The sequence below is a fragment of the Blastococcus sp. SYSU D00695 genome, from assembly GCF_054050555.1.
On record NZ_JBJGZP010000001.1, the window covers coordinates 217,139 to 234,858 of the forward strand.

Consider the following 17,720-nt stretch of genomic DNA (forward strand, 5'->3'; position numbering starts at 1 on the left):
CGTGGACGCGCAGGCGTGGGACGCCCGGTACGCCGAGCAGCAGCAGTGGTCCGGTGAGCCGAACGCGCTCGTGGCCGAGCTGCTGGCCGACCTCCCGCCGGGGACGGCGGTGGACCTGGCCGCGGGGGAGGGCCGCCACGCGCTGTGGCTGGCCGCCCGCGGGTGGCGGGTCACCGCGGTGGACTTCTCGGCGGCCGGCCTGGCCCGCGGCCGGGAGCGCCCCGGGGCCGCGCAGGTGGAGTGGGTGACCGCCGACGTCCTGACCTGGCCCGGGCCGGCGGGGCCGGTGGACCTGGTGCTGGTCGCCTACCTGCACCTGCCGCCGCCCCAGCTGGAGGAGCTGCTCGCCCGGGCGGTCGGCTGGCTGCGGCCCGGCGGCCGGCTGCTGGTGCTCGGCCACGACGTCGACAACCTCGAGCACGGGGTGGGCGGGCCGCAGGAGCCGGCGGTCCTGCACGGCGTCGCCCGGCTGGGGCCCGTCGCGGCCCTGCTCGACGTCGACCGGCTGGCGCAGGTGACGCGGGAGACCCCGGCCGGGACCGCGCTGGACACGCTGCTCCTCGGCCGCCGCCCCTCCCGGCCGTGATCATCGGCGGGTGGCTGCCCGACACGCCGCCGGGGGCAGCCACCCGACGATGATCACGGGAGGGATGTCGGTCGCCGGCGGTAGCGTGCGGCGCGTGATGGGGATGGGTGGCGCCGGTGGCCGGGACGCCGAGCGGCGGCGGCGGCTCGTCGCGGCGGTCGTCGTGCTGGTGATGCTGCTGGCCGCGGTCGCCACGGCGCTGTCCCTGGTCCTCGGCTGAGGGGAGGCGCGGTGGAGGCGTCGCAGGAGATCGAGCGGTGGTTCGCCGCGGCCGGTGACCGGGAGGCGGAGCTGCGCCGCGTCGACGCGCTGGTCACCGCGGCCGCGCCGGGCATCGACCGGCAGCTGGTCCCCGCCGGCAGCGGGCAGATGCTCGGCTACGGCCTGATGCCCTACAAGCCGCGGAGCGCGAAGGTCGCCGGCACCTGGCCGCTGGTCGCCCTGGCGGCGCAGAAGCGGCACCTGTCCCTGTACGTGTGCGCCGTGGTCGACGGCGAGTACATCGCCGAGGCGCGGGCCGAGCGGCTGGGCCGGGTGTCCTGCGGGAAGAGCTGCATCCGCTTCCCCACCCTGGACCGGGTGGACGCCGGTGAGCTCGCCGCCCTCGTGCGCGACGCCGTTGCCGCGACCGCCGAGGGTCGCAACGGGTACGCCAGCGGCTGACCTGCGGGTGGGCCCTAGGTCCCTGGTCTCCCGCCGCCGGCCGGGGCACGGTGTCCTCGCGCCGGTCGGAGAGCCGGCCCGGCGCGGACACCAGGGGGAGGATCACGGATGACGCGCGTGCTGGACAGGACGACCGACGACGACGCCGCGGTCGACCAGGCGGTGAACCGGCTGACCGCCGAGTTCCGCGCCACGCTCCGCCCGCAGGTGATCGGCACCGTGGTGCGCAGCTGCCGCCGCGACCTCAGCGGGGTCCCGGCGACCGCCCTGCCCGAGCTCGTCGAGCGGCTGGCCCGGGCGCGGCTGCAGTCGGGCGACCGGCCCGCCTGACGCCGGGCCGGCCGCCGAAAGCGCTTGCCCGTCCCCGGAGACTGTCCGGGTGGGTTACGTCGACGTCAGCGGGATCCGGCACACCCTGTCCGACGGGCGGGTGCTGCTGTCCGACGTCTCCTTCCGCGTGGGGGAGGGCGCCCGGGCGGCCCTGGTCGGGGAGAACGGCGCGGGCAAGACGACGCTGCTGCGGATCGTCGCCGGCGACCTCGTGCCGGAGGACGGCAGCGTCGCCCGGACCGGCGGGCTGGGCGTGATGCGCCAGTTCATCGGCTCGGTGCGCGACGACACCACGGTGCAGCGCTTCCTGGTCGACCTCTCCCCGCCGCCGCTGCGCGCGGCGTGGGTCGCGCTCGAGGACGCCGAGCTCGCGCTCATGGAGGCCGACGACGAGCCGACCCAGCTGGCCTACGCCGAGGCGCTGGCGGCCTGGGGCGACGCCCGCGGCTACGACGCCGAGGTCACCTGGGACACGGTCACGGTCGCCGCCCTCGGCGTGCCCTACGACCGCTGCAAGTACCGGGAGCTGTCGACGCTCAGCGGCGGGGAGCAGAAGCGGCTGGCGCTGGAGGCGCTGCTGCGCGGGCCCGACGAGGTGCTGCTGCTGGACGAGCCGGACAACTACCTCGACGTCCCCGGCAAGCGCTGGCTGGAGGAGCGGCTGCTGGAGACCCGCAAGACGGTGCTGTTCGTCAGCCACGACCGGGAGCTGCTGGCCCGGGTCGCCGACCGGGTGGTCACCGTCGAGGGCGGGACGGCGTGGGTGCACGGCGGCGGCTTCGGCAGCTACCCGGAGGCCCGAGCGGCGCGGCACGAGCGGCTGGGCGAGGTCCGCCGGCGCTGGGAGGACGAGCACGAGCGGCTGGTCGAGCTGGTGCGCACCCTGCAGCAGCAGGCGAAGAACTCCCCGGCGATGGCGTCGCGGTACTCGGCGATGCAGACCCGGCTGGCGAAGTTCGAGGCCGCGGGGCCGCCGCCCGAGCCGCCGCCGGAGCAGCAGGTGTCGATGCGGCTGCGCGGTGGCCGCACCGGGGTGCGCGCGGTGACGGCGGAGCGGCTGGAGCTGACCGGGCTGATGCAGCCCTTCGACGTCGAGGTCTTCTACGGCGACCGGGTGGGGGTGCTGGGCGCGAACGGGGCCGGCAAGTCGCACTTCCTGCGGCTGCTGGCCGGCCAGGAGGTGGCGCACACCGGCTCGTGGCGGCTGGGCGCGCGCGTCGTCCCCGGGCTGTTCGCGCAGACCCACGCGCACCCCGAGTGGCTGGACCGCACGCCGGTGGACCTGCTGTGGCACGGCGAGCCGGGCCGGCCCGGCGTGGACCGGGGCCGGGCCATGGCGGCGCTGCGCCGGTACGGCCTGGCCGATCAGGGCGACCAGCCCTTCCGCACCCTGTCGGGCGGCCAGCAGGCGCGCTTCCAGGTGCTGATGCTGGAGCTGTCGGGCGCCACGCTGCTGCTGCTGGACGAGCCGACCGACAACCTCGACGTGCTCTCGGCGGAGTCGCTGGAGGAGGCGCTGGCCGCCTTCGACGGCACCGTGCTCGCCGTGACCCACGACCGGTGGTTCGCCCGCTCCTTCGACCGGTTCCTGGTCTTCGGTTCCGACGGGCGGGTGTACGAGTCGGGTGAGCCGGTGTTCGACGAGACGCGGGTGGTGCGCGCCCGCTGACGCCGGTCAGGCCGGCGGGCGCCGCCCGGACCGGAGCACGGCGCGGACGGCGAGGCCGGCGACCAGCGCCCAGAAGGCGGCGCTGACCCCCGCGATCGCGAGGCCCGACGCGGCGGTGGCGAAGGCGACGACCGCGGGGACCCGGTCCGCGGGCTCGTCGAGCGCGGCCTGCAGCGACGCGGCCAGCGTGCCGAGCAGGGCCAGGCCGGCGACGGCGGGGACGACCCCGGCGGGTGCGAGGGACACGAGGGTGCCGAAGGCGGCCGACGCGATGCCGAGGACGACCAGGACGGTCCCGGCGGTCACGCTGGCCACCCAGCGCCGGGAGCGGTCGGGGCCCGCGTCGGGGCCGGCCGCCAGGGCCGCGCTGATGGCGGCGAGGTTCACGGCGTGCCCGCCGGCCGGGGCGCCGGCGATGGTCGCGGTGCCGGTCACCAGCATCGAGCGCCGCCACGGCACCCGGTAGCCCAGGCCCGCCATCACCGCGACGCCGGGGACGTTCTGCGAGGCCATGGTCACGAGGAACAGCGGCAGGGTGATCCCGACCAGGCCGCCGAGGGTGAACGCCGGCGCGGTGAGCTCGACCCGCGGCAGCAGCGATCCGGCGTCGACCGTCGCGCCCGACGTGGCGACGTGCACGGCGATGACGACCGTGGCGGTGGCGAACGCGGCCGGGGCGGACCAGCGCGGCGCCAGGCGCAGGGCGAGCAGCCACGCGAGGACGACGGGGGCGACCGCGGCGGGGTTGACCGACAGGCCGGTGACCGGGCCCAGGCACAGCTGGAACAGGACGCCGGCGAGCATCGCCTGGGCCACCGGCACGGGGATCCGGGCGATCAGCGCCCCGAGCGGCGGCACGAGGCCGGTCGCCAGGACGAGCACGCCGGTGAGGAGGAAGGCGCCGACCGCGGCGGGCCAGCCGCCGTCGACCACCCCGGTGGAGGCCAGCAGCGCCGCTCCCGGGGTGGACCAGGCGACGGTGATCGGCGTCCGCGTCCAGGTCGCCAGCAGCACCGAGGACAGGCCCACCGTCACCGTCACCGCGAGCAGCCCGCTCGCGGCCTGGTCGGCGTCGGCGCCCACGCCCGTGAGCCCGCCGAGCACGACGACGAAGGCGCTGGTGAAGCCGACCAGCGCGGAGACCACGCCCGCGGACACCGGCCGGGACAGGCCCTCCGCGCGCGGACTCACCGCCGCGACGGTAGTGGCCCGTGGGGGCGGCCCCCGCCCCGAGGGGTGGGGTGTCGCGGGGCGGCGGGGATGCGGCAGTATGGGAGTGAGAATCATTCCCATACCGTTGGAGCACCCACATGCGTCGCCGTCCCACCGTCCTGGCCCTCACCGGGGCCGCCGCCCTGCTGCTCTCCGCCTGCGGCAGCGACGACGGCGGTCCCTCCACCAGCGCGGGCGACGCCGAGGCCTGCCCCGGCGAGGTCGTCGACGTCGTCGTCTCCGTCGGGCAGTGGGGCGACGTCGTCCGCAGCCTCGGCGGCGACTGCGCCTCGGTGACCACGGTGGTCGACTCGGTGGCCGTCGACCCGCACGACTTCGAGCCGACGACGGGTGACGTCGCCGCCTTCGAGGACGCCGACCTGGTCGTCCTCAACGGCGCCGACTACGACCACTGGGCGGCCGACGCCGCCGGCAACGTCGACCCGGCACCGGTCGTCCTCGACCTCGCCGACGCCGTGGGCGCGGAGTCCGGTGAGCGCGCCGGGGAGACCGGCGCCGCGGTCGAGCACGCCGAGGAGGACGAGGAGGAGCACGGGCACGGCGGGGTGGACCCGCACCTGTGGTACTCGCCGGAGCTCGTGCAGCAGGCGTCCGCCGCGGTCACCGCGGAGCTCACCGAGCTCTCGCCCGACGCCGCCGGCTACCTCGCCGAGCGGGCGAGCGCCTGGGGCGAGCAGCTCGCGCCGTACCGGGCCGAGGTCGAGGCGCTGCGGGTCGTGGCCGCGGGGCGCACGTATGCGGCCACGGAGTCCGTCTTCGACCGCATGGCCGGCGAGATCGGCCTCACCGACGTCACGCCCGAGGGCTACCACGACGCCGCCGGCAACGAGACCGAGCCGGCCCCGGGGGACGTGGCCGAGTTCGAGTCCGCGCTGCGGGGCGGCGGGGTGGACGTCCTCGTCTACAACACCCAGACCGAGGGCGGGGTCCCCGAGCGGCTGCGGTCGGTCGCGGAGGCGGCCGGGGTGCCGGTCGTCGAGGTGACCGAGTCCGTGCCGGAGGACGGCATGTCGTTCGTGGACTGGCAGCTCGCCCAGCTCCGGGCGCTCTCCGACGCCCTCGCCCGGGGCTGACCGCCCGGGGCCGCGGCGTCCACCGTGCCGGCCGGGGGGTCCACCCGGCCGGCGCGCAGGGCGAGTACGCGGTCGGCCCGCACCACGGCGGCGGGCTCGTGCGTGGCGTGCACGACCACGGCCCCCCGGCACGCCTCCTGTGCCAGGGCCTCCAGCACCACCGCCTGCGTCCCGGCGTCGACGCCCGCCGTCGGCTCGTCGACCAGCAGGACGTCGGCGCGGGCGACCAGGCCCTGGCCCAGCAGCGCCCGCTGCCGCTGGCCCCCGGAGACGGCCGACAGTGGCGCGGCCAGCAGCGGCGTGAGCCCGAGCCGCCCGGCGACCTCGGCGACCAGTGCCCGGTCGGCCGCGCGCAGCCGGCGCCACGGGCCGCGCTCCCGCCACCGGCCCATGGCGAGGGTGTCCCCGACCGTCAGGGGCAGCTGGTCGGGGACGGCGCTGCGCTGGGGGACGTAGGCGAGCGTGCGCCCGCGCAGGCCGGCCACCCCGCCCGACGTCGGGGCGCGGACGCCGGCGAGGACGTCGAGCAGCGTGGACTTGCCCGCGCCGTTCGGGCCGACCAGCGCGGTCACCGCCGAGGGGGGCAGGCGGGCGCTGACGCGGTCGAGCGCCAGGGTCTCCCCTCGGCGCACGCTGAGGTCCCGGAGGTGGATCGGCGGCACGGGGAGACGCTAGCAGTAACGATTATCGTTCCCGTTAGGCTGCCGGGGTGTCCTGGTTGCTCGAGCCCCTCGCCGTGCCCTTCATGCAGCGCGCCCTGCTCGGTGGCCTGCTGGCGGCGGTGACCTGCGCCGTCGTCGGCACCTGGGTCGTCGTCCGCGGCATGGCCTTCCTCGGCGAGGCGCTGGCCCACGGCATGCTCCCCGGCGTCGCCGTGGCCACCCTGGCCGGCTGGCCGCCGGTCGCCGGCGCGGCGGTCAGCGCCGGCCTCATGGGGCTGGGGGTCGGGGCGGTCGCCCGCCGCGCGCGGCTGTCGCCGGACACCGCGATCGGGCTGCTGTTCGTCGGCATGCTCGCCCTCGGCGTGCTGGTCGTGTCCCGGTCGCGCTCGTTTGCCACCGACGTGACGGCGATCCTCTTCGGCGACGTCCTCGCGGTCCGCCGGTCCGACCTGGTCCTGCTCGCCGCCGGGCTGGTGGGGGTCGTCGCCGTCTGCGCGGCCGGCCACCGGGCCTTCGTCGCCCTCAGCTTCGACGAGCGGACGGCGGCCACGCTCGGCCTGCGCCCGCGCCTGGCGCACGCGCTGATGGTGCTGGTCGTCAGCGCCGCCGTCGTCGTCTCCTACCAGGCGCTGGGCACCCTGCTCGTCGTCGCGCTCCTGCTGGCCCCGGCCGCGGCGGCCCGCCAGTGGACCCGCCGACTGCCCTCGACCATGGCGCTGGCCGCCGCCGCCGGTGCCCTGGCCGTCCTCGCCGGCCTGCTCGTGTCCTGGCACGCCGGCACCGCCGGCGGCGCCTCCATCGCCTCGTGCGCGGTCGCCCTGGTGGCCCTCTCGGTCGCCGTGCGCGCCGCGGTCCCGCGCTGACTCCCCCCTGACGTCAGGAGATCCCGTGTCCCGTCCCTCGCGCCGCCCACCCGGCCGGCGTCCCCTCGTTCCCGCCGGCGCCCTGGCCGGCCTCCTGCTGCTGACCGCCTGCGGCGCCGGTGACGGCGGCCCCGCCGCGACCGACCCCGCACCGACCGGCGGGCACGGCTCCGTCGCCGGCGCCGAGGAGCTCGCCGAGCCGCAGCCGCAGCTGGCCCACCTCGACGACGCCGGCTCCGTGCGCACCGTGGACCTGCTGACCGGACAGGCGGCCGAGCTGGCCGACGTCGGGGCCGTCTCCGCGGCGGCCACCGACGGCCGCTTCCTCTTCGCCGCCTCCCGGCCGTCCGGTGAGCTCACCGTCGTCGATACCGGGACGTGGACGGTCGACCACGGTGACCACGTCCACCACTACCGGGCCCCGGCCCGGGTGGCCGGCACGCTCGAGTGGTCCGGCGGCGTGCGGGCCGCCTCCTCGGAGGGCCTCACCGCGCTCTTCTCCCCCGAGACGGGCGCCGGCGTGGTGCTCGACCGCGCCGCCCTCGGCCAGGGGGAGGTCGTCGAGCTGGCCCGGGTGGAGGCGGAGCCGCACGACGGGGCGCTGGTGCCCCTGGGCGGCCGGCTGGTCGCCACGACCGCCGACGCCGTCGTGGTGCTGGACGCCGACGGCGAGCCGGTGCCCGGCGCCGAGGCCGGGTGCGCCGAGCCGCGCGGCGGGCACGCGACCCGCGTCGGGGTGGTCGTCTCCTGCGCCGACGGCGCCGTCCTGGCCACCGGGACCGGCGACGACGTCGCGTTCGAGCGCATCGCCTACCCGGCGCCGGTGCCGACCGGGGAGCGGGCCGGTGTCCTCGCGAACCGGTCGGGCCGGCCCGCGGTCGCCGCACCCGCGGGCGGGCGGGGGGTCTGGCTGCTCGACACCCGGGCCCGCACCTGGCGGTTCCTCCCCACCGACACCCCGTGGGTGCAGGCGGTGGCGGCCGACGACGACGCCGACCGGGTCGTTGGCATCGACGCCGGCGGGCGGGTCGTCGTCCTCACCCCGGACGGGCCGGCGGCGGCGACCGGGCCGCTGCTGCCGGTCGACCGGCTCGACGAGGTGGACCTGCAGGTCGACGCCGACCGGGCCTACGTCAACGACCCGGCCGGCCACCGCCTGCTCGAGATCGACTACGCCGACTCCGCCCGCCTGGCCCGCACCTTCCCCACCGAGGTCGCGCCGCTGCACCTCGCGGAGACCGGGCGGTGAGGCGGGTCCTGCCGGCCCTCGCCGGCCTCCTGCTGGCCGCCGGTGCGACGGCCGGCTGCACGGCCGGCGGCGAGGACCGGCCGCTCGTCGTCGTCACCACGAACATCCTCGGCGACGTCGTCGGCGAGCTGGTCGGCGACCAGGCCGAGGTGGTGACGCTCATGCCGCCCGGCGCCGACCCGCACTCCTTCGAGGTGTCGGCGCAGGAGGCGGCCCGCATGCGCGAGGCCGACCTGCTCGTGGCCAACGGGCTCGGGTTGGAGGAGGGCGTGGCCCGGCACGTCGACGCGGCCCGGGAGGACGGGGTCCGGGTGGTCGAGGCGACGGCCGCGATCGAGCCCCTCCCGTGGGCCACCGAGGACGACGACGGCCTGGACCCGCACTTCTGGACCGATCCGCAGCGGGTGCTGGCGGTGGTCGACGCGCTGTCGGCGGAGCTGGCCGGCGTCGAGGGCGTCGACGCCGACCGGCTGGCCGCCGACGCCGCCGGCTACCGCGCCGAGGTCGCCGAGCTGGACGCGTGGATGGCCGCGCAGTTCGCGCAGATCCCGCCCGGGCAGCGGGCCCTGGTGACCAACCACCACGTCTTCGGCTACCTCGCCGACCGGTTCGGCTTCACCGTGGTCGGCGCGGTCGTCCCCAGCGGGTCGACGCTCGCCTCGCCGAGTGCCGGGGACCTCGACGAGCTCGCCGGCGCCGTCCGGGAGGCCGGTGTCCGCACCGTCTTCGCCGACTCCTCGCAGCCGGACCGGCTGGTGCAGGTGCTCGCCGAGCAGGCGGGGGTGGACGTGGCCGTCGTCCCGCTGCACACCGAGTCGTTGACCGCCGAGGACGGGGGAGCCGGGACGTACCTGCAGATGATGCGGGCGAACACCGAGGACATCGTGGCCGGACTCCGCTGACCCGTTCACAGGAATGGGAATCATTCCCACTAGGCTTCCGGCATGACCTCCGCACGCACGTCCCTCGTCCGCCTGTCCGCGCTCGGCGCCGCCGGCCTCCTCCTGGCCGCCTGCTCGTCCGACGCCGACGCCGCCGGCTCGTCGTCCTCCCCGTCGCCGGCCGGCTCGTCCCCCGCCCCGGCCGCGACCGAGCTGGCCGCTCCGCAGCCGCGCGTCGCGCTCACCTACGACGGCGGCGTGCTGGTCCTCGACGCCGCGACCCTCGAGGTCGTCGGCGACGCGGCCGTGGAGGGGTTCCTGCGGGTCAACCCGGCCGGGGACGGCCGGCACGTGATGGTCACGACGGAGGAGGGCTTCCAGGTCCTCGACGCCGGCGTGTGGACCGACGGCGGCACCTCCTACGCCGCCGACCCCGAGCTGACCGACGACGTGTTCGAGGCGCAGGAGGCCGGGCACGTCGTCGTCCACGGGGACCGGACGGTGCTGTTCGCCGACGGCACCGGCGACATCACCTCGTTCGAGACCGCCGACCTGCTCACCGCCGACGGGCTCCCCGAGACCGAGGAGCGGACCTCCGAGGCGGCCCACCACGGCGTCGCCATCGAACTGGAGGACGGCACGCTGCTGTCCACCCTGGGGACCGCGGACGAGCGCACCGGCGTGCGGGTGCTCGACCCGTCGGGCGAGGAGGTCGCCCGCAACGAGGAGTGCCCGGGCGTGCACGGCGAGGGCACCGTCGCCGGCGAGGTGGCGGTCTTCGGCTGCGAGGACGGCGTCCTGGTCTACGACGGCGAGTTCACCAAGCTCGCCGCGCCCGACGCCTACGGCCGCACCGGCAACGTCTTCACCACCGAGTCCTCCCCGGTGGCGCTGGGCGACTACGACGCCGACCCGGACGCCGAGGGCTACCTGCTGTCGGCGGTCACGCTGGTCGACACCGCCGCCGGCCGGCTGCAGGTCGTCCCGCTGCCCGAGGGCGTGCAGTACACCTTCCGGGACCTGGCCCGTGGCCCGCAGGGTGAGGGCGTGGTGCTGGGCACCGACGGCAGCCTGCACCTGCTCGACGTGCGGACCGGGGCCGTCACGGCCTCCCACCCGGTCGTCGCCCCCTGGGCGGGGCCGGCGGAGTGGCAGGACCCGCACCCGGCCGTGCGGGTGCTCGACGGCGTCGCCTACGTGACCGAGCCGGCGGCGAACGCCGTGCACGCCGTCGACCTGGCCACCGGTGAGGTCCTCGCGACCGGCGAGCTCGACGTGACGCCGAACGAGATCGCCGTCGTCACCGGCTGACCGCCGGCCTGCCCGGCCGCGGGCCTCCCGGGAGTTCCGGGAGGCCCGCGGCGGGGTGCGGCCGGCCGTGAGTCCCGTCACCTCTCCCGCCCGCGGGAACCGCGCGGACGGCGGGGGCGACTACAGGGGGGCGCGCGGTCCCGGCACCCGGCCGGCCGGCGCCCGACGAAGGAGTCGCCCGTGCACGTCCGTCCCCTCCGCGCCGCGGTCGCGGCCACCGTCGCCACCGCCGCCGTCCTGGCGGCCGGCGTCGGCACCGCCTCGGCGCACGTCCGCGTCTCCTCGGCCGACGCGGCGCCCGGCGGCTACGGCGAGCTGACCTTCCGCGTGCCGAACGAGAGCGACACCGCCTCGACGATCTCGCTGCGCGTGCAGATCCCCGCCGACACCCCGCTCGCCTCGGTGAGCGTGAAGCCGGTGCCGGGCTGGACGGCGACGACCACCACCGGCCCGATCGACCCGCCGGTCGAGGTGCACGGCAGCGAGGTCACCGAGGCCGTCACCGAGATCACCTGGACCGCCGACCCGGGCGCGGGCATCGCGCCCGGGCAGTACCAGACGTTCTCGATCAGCGCCGGGCCCATCCCGGAGGTGGACCAGCTGGTCCTGCCGGCGGTCCAGACCTACGACGACGGCAGGGAGTCGGCCTGGATCGAGCCCACCGTCGCGGGGCAGGAGGAGCCGGAGAGCCCGGCCCCGGTCCTCGCCCTGACCGGGGAGGGCACCGACGCCCACGGAGGGGACGAGGGCGGTGACGACACGACGGGCGGGGGGGGGGGGGGGGGGGGGGGGGGGGGCGCGGGCGGGGCGGGCGGGGGGGGGGGGGGGGGGGGGGGGGGGGGGGGGGGGGGGCGGGGGGGGGTGGGGGGGGGGGCGCGGGGGGGGGTGGGGGGAGGGGTGGGTGTCGGGGGTGAGCGGGGGGGGGGGGGCGCGGTGCGGCGCGGCGGGCCGCCGGCGGCCCGCGACGAGCCGGCCGGTGGCCAGGAGCTCCTGCACCCGCCGGGCGAGCGCCGCGTACCGCGGGCCGGCCGCCGACTCGAGCGACCCGACCAGGGTGGCCAGCTCCCGGGCCGAAGTGGACTGCTCCATCCGCGGTGGCATGCAGTCCACCGTGCCGCACTGGACTCGGAAATGCCAGTCCATTCGCTGCCACCCTCCTCCCATGACCTTCGGTGGAGTCCTCGTCCTGCTGTTCCTGCTGGGTCTCGGCGCGCTGGCCGTGAGCACGCTCGTCGTGGCCGTCCGCGGCGGGCGCGGCCCGGCCGACCCGCCGGCCAGCCACGCCCGGGTCGACCCGGCCGGTTTCCCCGTGCCGCCGGCCCCGCGCGGCGCCCTCGCCCCGCGCCCGGCGCGCCTCCCGGCCGGCGGCGCCCCCGTCCCCGCGCCCGCCCGGGCCCGCCGCCGTCCCGCGTTCCGCTTGAGGTCGGCGGCCGGGATGCCGATGCACCACCGGTGAGGGAGGAGCGGCCGCTCCTCCGCTCGCGCGCTCGTGTCCGGAGGAGGGGTCGGTGGCCGACGCCCACGCACGCCCCGAGGGGCGGCCGCTCGTCCTCGTCGCCTACGCGGTCGCGCTCACCGGCGCCGCGCTGGCCTTCGGGGTCGACCCGGTGCTCGGCGTCCTGGCCGGTGCGCTCAACGTCGTGTTCGGCATCTACTTCTGCCGCCACCTGGCCTTCGCCGTCGCCGCCGCCCGCTGGGCCGAGAACGACATGCTCGCCGCCGACGTGGGCCTGGAGGGCTACCTCCCGCAGGTCGCGGTCTTCGTCGGCTGCAAGAACGAGGAACTCGTCGTCGACGGGATGGTCACGGCGCTGCTCGCCCTGGACTACCCCGCCGACCGGCTGACGCTCGTCGTCGTCGACGACGGTTCCGACGACGGCACCGGCGCCAAGCTGGACGCGTGGGCGGCGAGGGAGCCGCGGCTGCGGGTGCTGCACCGGGCCGTCGGCTCCGGCGGGGGCAAGTCCGGGGCGCTCAACGACGCGCTCGCCCTCGTCGAGGCGGAGGTCGTCCTCGTCTTCGACGCCGACCACGAGCCCGAGCCGACGGCGCTGCGCCGGCTGGTCCGGCACTTCCGCGACCCCTCGGTCGGGGCGGTCATGGGCCGCTGCGTGATCCGCAACGGCAAGGACTCGTTCATGGCCGGGACGGTCTTCGTCGACTACCTGTCCGGCTACCTCGTCAACGAGTACGGCCGGCAGGCGCTGTTCGAGCTGCCCGCCTACGGCGGCGCCAACTGTGCCGTCCGCATGTCCACGCTGCGCGCGCTCGGCGGCTGGAACCCCGAGACCGTCACCGAGGACACCGACCTCACCCTGCGCATCCTGATGGCCGGCCAGCGGGTCCGGTACGACGTCTCGGCCATCGACTACGAGGAAGCCGTCGTCAGCGCGCAGCGCTTCTGGAAGCAGCGCTACCGGTGGGCCCGCGGCCACCAGAAGTGCATGCGCGACTACTGGCGCCCGCTGATGCGCTCGCCGTACCTCTCGCTGCTCGAGAAGTTCGAGACGACGCTGTTCCTGCTCGTCTACCACGTGCCCGTGCTCAGCGGCATCGGGGTGCTGCTCACCGTGCTGCGGGCCTTCGGCATCGGCGACCTGCCGGTCGTGGCGGTGCTGCCGCTGTCGATGCTGCTGTTCGTCGGGCCGCTGGCCGAGCTCTGCGTCGGCCTGCTCATCGGCCGGGTCGAGCGCCGCTCGGCCTGGCGGCTGCTCGGCTTCCTGCCGGCGTTCGCGCTGTCGATCTGGATCACCAGCCGCGCCTACGTCGACGGCATGCTCGGCCGCCCCTACTCGTGGGTGAAGACGACCCGCTCGGGCGCCACCTCGACGGTGCGCCCCGCCGCGGCGGGGACCGCGCTCGTGCCGGCCGCGCCGGCGGCCGCCGCGACGCCCGGGAGACCGCGCAGCTTCGCCCTGACCGGACCCGCGGCCGCTGCGCCCGCCCCGCCCCGTCCCGCCGCCGGGGAGGACGGCCGGTGACCGCCGTGCCCGCCCCGCTGCGCCGGCCCGGCCTGATCCGCCGGGGGAGCGGCCGCCGGCTGCTGCCGATCCTGGCCGACCTGGTCCTCGCCGCGGCCATCTGCGTGCTGGGCTTCCGCTTCCTGTCCCAGCGCCTGCAGGACGCCGAGGCCCTCGGCCTGGCCACGGTCCTGTCCTGGATCTACCCGGGCCGCGCCTCCGACGTGGTGCCCGGCCACGTGCTGCTCTTCCTCGACGACGGGCAGATCATCGACGCCGTCGTCACCGCGTCCTGCTCCTCGATCCTGTCGGTCCTCGGGCTCACCGCGCTGACCGCCGTGGTGCTGCGCGGCCGCAAGCTGCACGCCCTCGGCGGCCTGCTCGTCGCCGTCGCCGCCCTGCTGCTGCTCAACCACCTGCGGCTGCTGCTCTCGGCGCTGGCCGGCATGTGGTGGGGCGACGGCGCCCTGGTGCTGTTCCACGACTGGGTCGGCACCCTGTGGAACCTGATCGCGACCCTGGGCGGCTTCCTGCTCATGGTGTGGCTGACCCTGCCCACGCTGGAGCGGGCCGAGCAGGACGTCGACGGCCGGCACACCGCCAAGCGCCCGGACAGCTGGGCGCGCCCCGGCCTGGGCTACCGCGTCGTCGAGGAGCAGACGGCGCCGGCGGCGGGCCGCCGCATGACCCTCACCGGGCTGCTGCACCGCTACGTCTACCCGCGGTGGCTGTCCCGGCGGCTGGCGGCGCGGCGCGAGAGCGGCCGCATCGACTACCGCATCGGGCACCTGCCCGCCCCCGCCCGCATGGACCGCGTCCGCGCGCTGGCCGCCGACGGGCTCGGCGCCCACACGGCCTCGCTGCTCGCGGTCGCCACCTACGACGAGGACCCGTTCGTCCTGGACTGCCTCGCCCAGGCCGTGGCCGCTCGGCAGTGGGAACCGGTCACCAACCACCGGGTGGCGGCGCTGCGGCTGTGGGCCCGCGGGTGGCTGCTCGCCCGGGGCCCGGAGCACGACGCCGACGGCCTGCCCGACGCGTTCACCGAGGCGTCGCCGCCCGCCGTCGACACGTCGGGGCCCGTGGCGGTCACCCGGATCGCCGTCCCCCTGCCGCCCCCGCCGCCGGGAGCCGGCCGGCACAGCCGCCGGCCGGGCCGCCGGCTCAGCTTCGCCCGTCCCCCCGCACCGCCCCACCCCGAGGAGATGCCCCGGTGACCTCCACCCTCGACGCGCGGCCGGCCCCGTCCGGCGGCGGCGCCCCGTCGGCCGGGGCCGTGCTGGTCACCGGCGCCGGCGGCCCGGCCGGGATCGCCGTGGTGCGGCGGCTCATGGCGCTGGGGCACCGGGTCGTCGCCGCCGACGCCGACCCGCGGGCCACCGGTTGCGCGCTGGCCACGGTCGGGGTCCTCGTGCCCCGGGCCGACCACGCCCACTTCGTCGCCGCGCTCGTCGGCGTCGCGCGGGCGCACGGCGTCGACGCGCTGGTCCCCACGGTCGCCGAGGAGCTGCCCGCGCTGGCCGCGGGCGCCGCGCAGTTCGCCGCGGCCGGGGTGGGCACCTGGTTCGCCGACCCGGTCAGCGTCGAGCTGTGCTGCGACAAGGCCGCCTTCGCCCGCACCCTCCGGGTGGCCGGCGTGCCGCACCCGCCCACCACCGACACCCCGGCCGGCCTCGTCGAGGTGCCCGGGCCCTGGCTGGTCAAGCCCCGCGCCGGGCGCGGCAGCCGCGGCGTGCAGGCGCTGGACAGCCGGGCCGCCGTGGTGGAGGCGCTGCGCACCGACGCCTCGCTCATCGCCCAGACCCGCCTCACCGGCCGCGAGTTCACCGCCGACGTGCTGGTCTCGCGCACCGGCGAGCTGCTGACCGTCGTCCCGCGCTGGCGGGAGGAGACGAAGGCCGGCATCTCGGTGAAGGGCACCACCTTCGACTCGCCGGCGGTGACCGACGTGGTCGCCGACGCGATCGAGGCGGTCGGGCTGACCGGCCCGGCCAACGTGCAGGGCTTCGTCGCCGACGACGGCCGGGTCAGCGTGGTCGAGATCAACCCGCGGTTCTCCGGCGGGCTGCCGCTCACCCTCGCGGCCGGTGCCGACGTGGTCAGCGCCTACCTCGCCGGGGTGCGCGAGCCCGGCCGGCAGCTGGGCCACCTGTGGTTCACGCCGGGGATCAGCATGCAGCGCTACTTCGCCGAGGTGTTCACCACCGAGGACGGCAGCCCGGTTCTCGACCCCGCCACGCCGCTGGGGGTGCGCGCGTGACCCGCCGCCGCTCGGTCCTGGTGCCCTTCGGCACCCGCCCGGAGGTCGTGAAGCTGGCGCCCGTCGTGACCGCGCTGACCGCCGCGGGCCACCGCGTCGACGTCGTCGACACCGGCCAGCACACCGACCCGGCGCTGTCGACGGAGCTGCAGGAGACCCTCGGCCTGGCCCCGACGCTGCGCTGCGCGCTGCCCACCGACTCGCCGGAGAGCCGCCTCGGCGCGCTGTACGCCGACGCCGCCCGCGCCGTCGCCCGGTTCCGCCCCGACGTCGTCCTCGCGCTGGGCGACACCAACACCGTGCCCGCGTACGCGCTGGCCGCCCGCGGCGCCGGGGTGCCCTTCGCGCACCTGGAGGCCGGGCTGCGCAGCCTCAACCCGCGCAGCGTCGAGGAGGTCAACCGGCGGGTGGCCGCCGCGGTCGCCGCGCTGCACCTGGCCCCGACCCGCCGCGCCGCGGCCTTCCTCGCCGCCGAGGGCGTGCCGGCCGAGCGGGTGTTCGTCGTCGGCAACCCCGTCGTCGACACGCTGGTGGCCCGCGGGGTCCGGCCGGTGCCCGTCGCCGACCGGCGGGGCGTGCTGGTCACCGCGCACCGCCCGACCAACGTCGACGACCCGGTGCGGCTCAAGCGCCTGGTCGGCGTGGTGCGCTCGCTGGCCGATCAGGTCGGGCCGGTGACCTTCCCGGTGCACCCGCGCACCGCCGCCCGGCTGGCCGCCACCGGCCTGGACGCCGAGCTCGACCACCCGCGGATCTCCCTGTCCGGGCCGGTCGGCTACGACGAGCTGCTCGCGGCGCTGGCCTCGGCCCGGCTGGCCGTCACCGACTCCGGCGGCATCCAGGAGGAGGCCGCCTTCCTCGGCGTCCCCGTCGTCGTCCTGCGCGGGTCGACGCCGCGCTGGGAGGGGGTCGAGGCCGGCACCACCACGCTGGCGGGCCTCGCCGACGACACCGCCGCCGACGCCGTCCTCGCCGCCGCGGCCCGGCACACCACGCCCGAGGGCCAGGCCCTCGCCGCGACCCTGCCCTGCCCGTACGGCGACGGGACGACGGGGCCCCGCGTCGCCGCGATCCTCGCCGACCCGGCGACCGACGCGCTGCTGGCCATCGAGGAGCCGGACTTCACCGACGGCCGGCTGCCGTGGTGAGGCCGCTGGGCGTCGTCGTCGACCTCGACGACACCCTCTACCCGCAGGCGGAGTACCTGGCCGGCGCCGCGCGCGCGGTCGGCGTCGCCGCGGGTCGGCTGGGCCTGGACGGCGCGGCCGTGCACGCGGCCCTCGCCGGCGAGCTGGCCGCGGGCTCCGACGCCGGCGGCACCATCGACCGTGCGCTGCTGGCCGCCGGGGTCGCGCCCACGGACCTGCCGCGCCTGGTCCCGCAGCTCGTCGCCGCCTTCACCACGCACGCGCCGGCGCGCCTGAGCCCCTACGACGGCGTCCCGGAGGCGCTGGCCGCCCTCGCCGCGGCCGCGCCGCTGGGCTGCCTCACCGACGGCAACCCGGTCATCCAGGAGGCCAAGCTGGCCGCGACCGGGCTGGGCCCGCTGCTGCCGGTCGTCCTGGTGACCGACACCCTGGGCGGGCGGGCCGCCCGCAAGCCGGCCCCGGCCGGCCTGCTCGCGCTCGCCGGGTCCCTGGGCGTCCCCGCCGACCGGCTGCTGGTCATCGGGGACCGGCCCGGCAAGGACGTCGCCGTGGCCGCCGCGGTGGGCGCGCGCGCGATCCGGATCCGCCAGGGGGAGTACGCCGCCGCGCCGGACGAGCCCCGCGCCGAGGCGGTCGTCGACTCCTTCCCCGCCGCCGCGGCGCTCGCGCTGGAGCTGCTGGCCGGCGCCGGAGCCGGGAGGGCCCTGCTCCCCTCGGGGTGAGGCCGTGCCCGGGCCCCGCCGGTCCGGTGACGCGCCGCGGCGCCTCCCTCGTCGGGGTGGGCCCGGCCCGCGGACGCTCCACTCCGGACCGGGACCGTCCGATGTCCCTC

At 77.5% G+C, this 17,720-nt stretch carries 17 protein-coding genes and 2 pseudogenes; 17 read left to right on the top strand and 2 right to left on the bottom strand.

Features of this window, described 5'->3' with window-relative positions; translation table 11 throughout:
• Position 1 precedes the first annotated feature (1 nt).
• The 5 genes from ACI781_RS01165 (at position 2) to ACI781_RS01185 (ending at position 3,248) form a co-directional block, all read left to right on the top strand.
• A complete protein-coding gene (locus tag ACI781_RS01165; protein ID WP_456564235.1) occupies positions 2–586 on the top strand; it encodes a class I SAM-dependent methyltransferase in 585 nt (194 codons plus the stop codon).
• Positions 587–596: 10 nt separating this feature from the next.
• Complete coding sequence (locus ACI781_RS01170) at positions 597–806, top strand: hypothetical protein (protein ID WP_456564236.1); 210 nt, start codon at positions 597–599, stop codon at positions 804–806.
• 11 nt (positions 807–817) lie between these two features.
• Positions 818–1,249: a DUF1801 domain-containing protein gene (locus ACI781_RS01175; protein ID WP_456564237.1), complete on the top strand. Its 432-nt coding sequence runs from the start codon at positions 818–820 to the stop codon at positions 1,247–1,249.
• A gap of 108 nt (positions 1,250–1,357) precedes the next feature.
• Positions 1,358–1,579: a three-helix bundle dimerization domain-containing protein gene (locus ACI781_RS01180; protein ID WP_456564238.1), complete on the top strand. Its 222-nt coding sequence runs from the start codon at positions 1,358–1,360 to the stop codon at positions 1,577–1,579.
• 49 nt (positions 1,580–1,628) lie between these two features.
• Positions 1,629–3,248, top strand: coding sequence for an ABC-F family ATP-binding cassette domain-containing protein (locus ACI781_RS01185; RefSeq protein ID WP_456564239.1), 1,620 nt, complete (start codon positions 1,629–1,631; stop codon positions 3,246–3,248).
• Positions 3,249–3,254: 6 nt separating this feature from the next.
• Here ACI781_RS01185 and ACI781_RS01190 read toward each other — a convergent pair whose 3' ends face one another.
• Complete coding sequence (locus ACI781_RS01190; RefSeq protein WP_456564240.1) at positions 3,255–4,439, bottom strand: benzoate/H(+) symporter BenE family transporter; 1,185 nt, start codon at positions 4,437–4,439, stop codon at positions 3,255–3,257.
• Positions 4,440–4,558: 119 nt separating this feature from the next.
• Here ACI781_RS01190 and ACI781_RS01195 point away from each other — a divergent pair, with 119 nt between their 5' ends.
• A complete protein-coding gene (locus ACI781_RS01195; protein ID WP_456564241.1) occupies positions 4,559–5,554 on the top strand; it encodes a metal ABC transporter solute-binding protein, Zn/Mn family in 996 nt (331 codons plus the stop codon).
• Positions 5,555–5,622: 68 nt separating this feature from the next.
• Here the strand turns inward: ACI781_RS01195 and aztA are convergent.
• A pseudogene (aztA, locus tag ACI781_RS01200) lies at positions 5,623–6,216 on the bottom strand (zinc ABC transporter ATP-binding protein AztA); the annotation flags it as partial.
• 47 nt (positions 6,217–6,263) lie between these two features.
• Here aztA and aztB point away from each other — a divergent pair.
• From aztB to ACI781_RS01255, 11 genes and pseudogenes are all read left to right on the top strand, one after another.
• Complete coding sequence (aztB, locus tag ACI781_RS01205; RefSeq protein ID WP_456564242.1) at positions 6,264–7,079, top strand: zinc ABC transporter permease AztB; 816 nt, start codon at positions 6,264–6,266, stop codon at positions 7,077–7,079.
• Between the two features lie 25 nt (positions 7,080–7,104).
• The gene (locus ACI781_RS01210; RefSeq protein ID WP_456564243.1) at positions 7,105–8,328 is read left to right on the top strand and encodes a hypothetical protein; all 1,224 of its coding nucleotides are present in this window, start codon (positions 7,105–7,107) and stop codon (positions 8,326–8,328) included.
• The gene (gene aztC, locus ACI781_RS01215; protein WP_456564244.1) at positions 8,325–9,230 is read left to right on the top strand and encodes a zinc ABC transporter substrate-binding protein AztC; all 906 of its coding nucleotides are present in this window, start codon (positions 8,325–8,327) and stop codon (positions 9,228–9,230) included. Before ACI781_RS01210 ends, aztC begins: the two co-directional genes overlap by 4 nt.
• Positions 9,231–9,272: 42 nt before the next feature.
• Positions 9,273–10,520: a zinc metallochaperone AztD gene (aztD, locus tag ACI781_RS01220; RefSeq protein ID WP_456564245.1), complete on the top strand. Its 1,248-nt coding sequence runs from the start codon at positions 9,273–9,275 to the stop codon at positions 10,518–10,520.
• 327 nt (positions 10,521–10,847) lie between these two features.
• Positions 10,848–11,171: pseudogene (locus tag ACI781_RS01225) on the top strand (YcnI family copper-binding membrane protein); the annotation flags it as partial.
• A gap of 511 nt (positions 11,172–11,682) precedes the next feature.
• A complete protein-coding gene (locus tag ACI781_RS01230) occupies positions 11,683–11,976 on the top strand; it encodes a hypothetical protein (protein ID WP_456564246.1) in 294 nt (97 codons plus the stop codon).
• A gap of 52 nt (positions 11,977–12,028) precedes the next feature.
• Complete coding sequence (locus ACI781_RS01235; protein WP_456564247.1) at positions 12,029–13,501, top strand: glycosyltransferase; 1,473 nt, start codon at positions 12,029–12,031, stop codon at positions 13,499–13,501.
• On the top strand, positions 13,498–14,697 hold the full coding sequence (locus ACI781_RS01240; RefSeq protein ID WP_456564248.1) for a hypothetical protein: 1,200 nt from the start codon (positions 13,498–13,500) through the stop codon (positions 14,695–14,697). The genes ACI781_RS01235 and ACI781_RS01240 overlap by 4 nt, the downstream gene beginning before the upstream one ends.
• Positions 14,694–15,740 carry an ATP-grasp domain-containing protein gene (locus ACI781_RS01245; protein WP_456564249.1) on the top strand — a complete coding sequence of 349 codons (1,047 nt, stop codon included), beginning with the start codon at positions 14,694–14,696 and terminating at the stop codon, positions 15,738–15,740. Before ACI781_RS01240 ends, ACI781_RS01245 begins: the two co-directional genes overlap by 4 nt.
• On the top strand, positions 15,737–16,888 hold the full coding sequence (gene wecB, locus ACI781_RS01250) for a non-hydrolyzing UDP-N-acetylglucosamine 2-epimerase (protein ID WP_456564250.1): 1,152 nt from the start codon (positions 15,737–15,739) through the stop codon (positions 16,886–16,888). Before ACI781_RS01245 ends, wecB begins: the two co-directional genes overlap by 4 nt.
• A complete protein-coding gene (locus ACI781_RS01255) occupies positions 16,885–17,610 on the top strand; it encodes an HAD family hydrolase (RefSeq protein ID WP_456564251.1) in 726 nt (241 codons plus the stop codon). The genes wecB and ACI781_RS01255 overlap by 4 nt, the downstream gene beginning before the upstream one ends.
• The last annotated feature ends 110 nt before the right edge of the window (positions 17,611–17,720 follow it).

Excerpts from the sequence above, each read along its gene's own strand:
- ACI781_RS01230 (WP_456564246.1), top strand. The coding sequence starts at position 11,683 with ATGACCTTCGGTGGAGTCCTCGTCCTGCTGTTCCTGCTGGGTCTCGGC.
- aztD (WP_456564245.1), top strand. The coding sequence starts at position 9,273 with ATGACCTCCGCACGCACGTCCCTCGTCCGCCTGTCCGCGCTCGGCGCC.
- ACI781_RS01195 (WP_456564241.1), top strand. The coding sequence starts at position 4,559 with ATGCGTCGCCGTCCCACCGTCCTGGCCCTCACCGGGGCCGCCGCCCTG.
- ACI781_RS01180 (WP_456564238.1), top strand. The coding sequence starts at position 1,358 with ATGACGCGCGTGCTGGACAGGACGACCGACGACGACGCCGCGGTCGAC.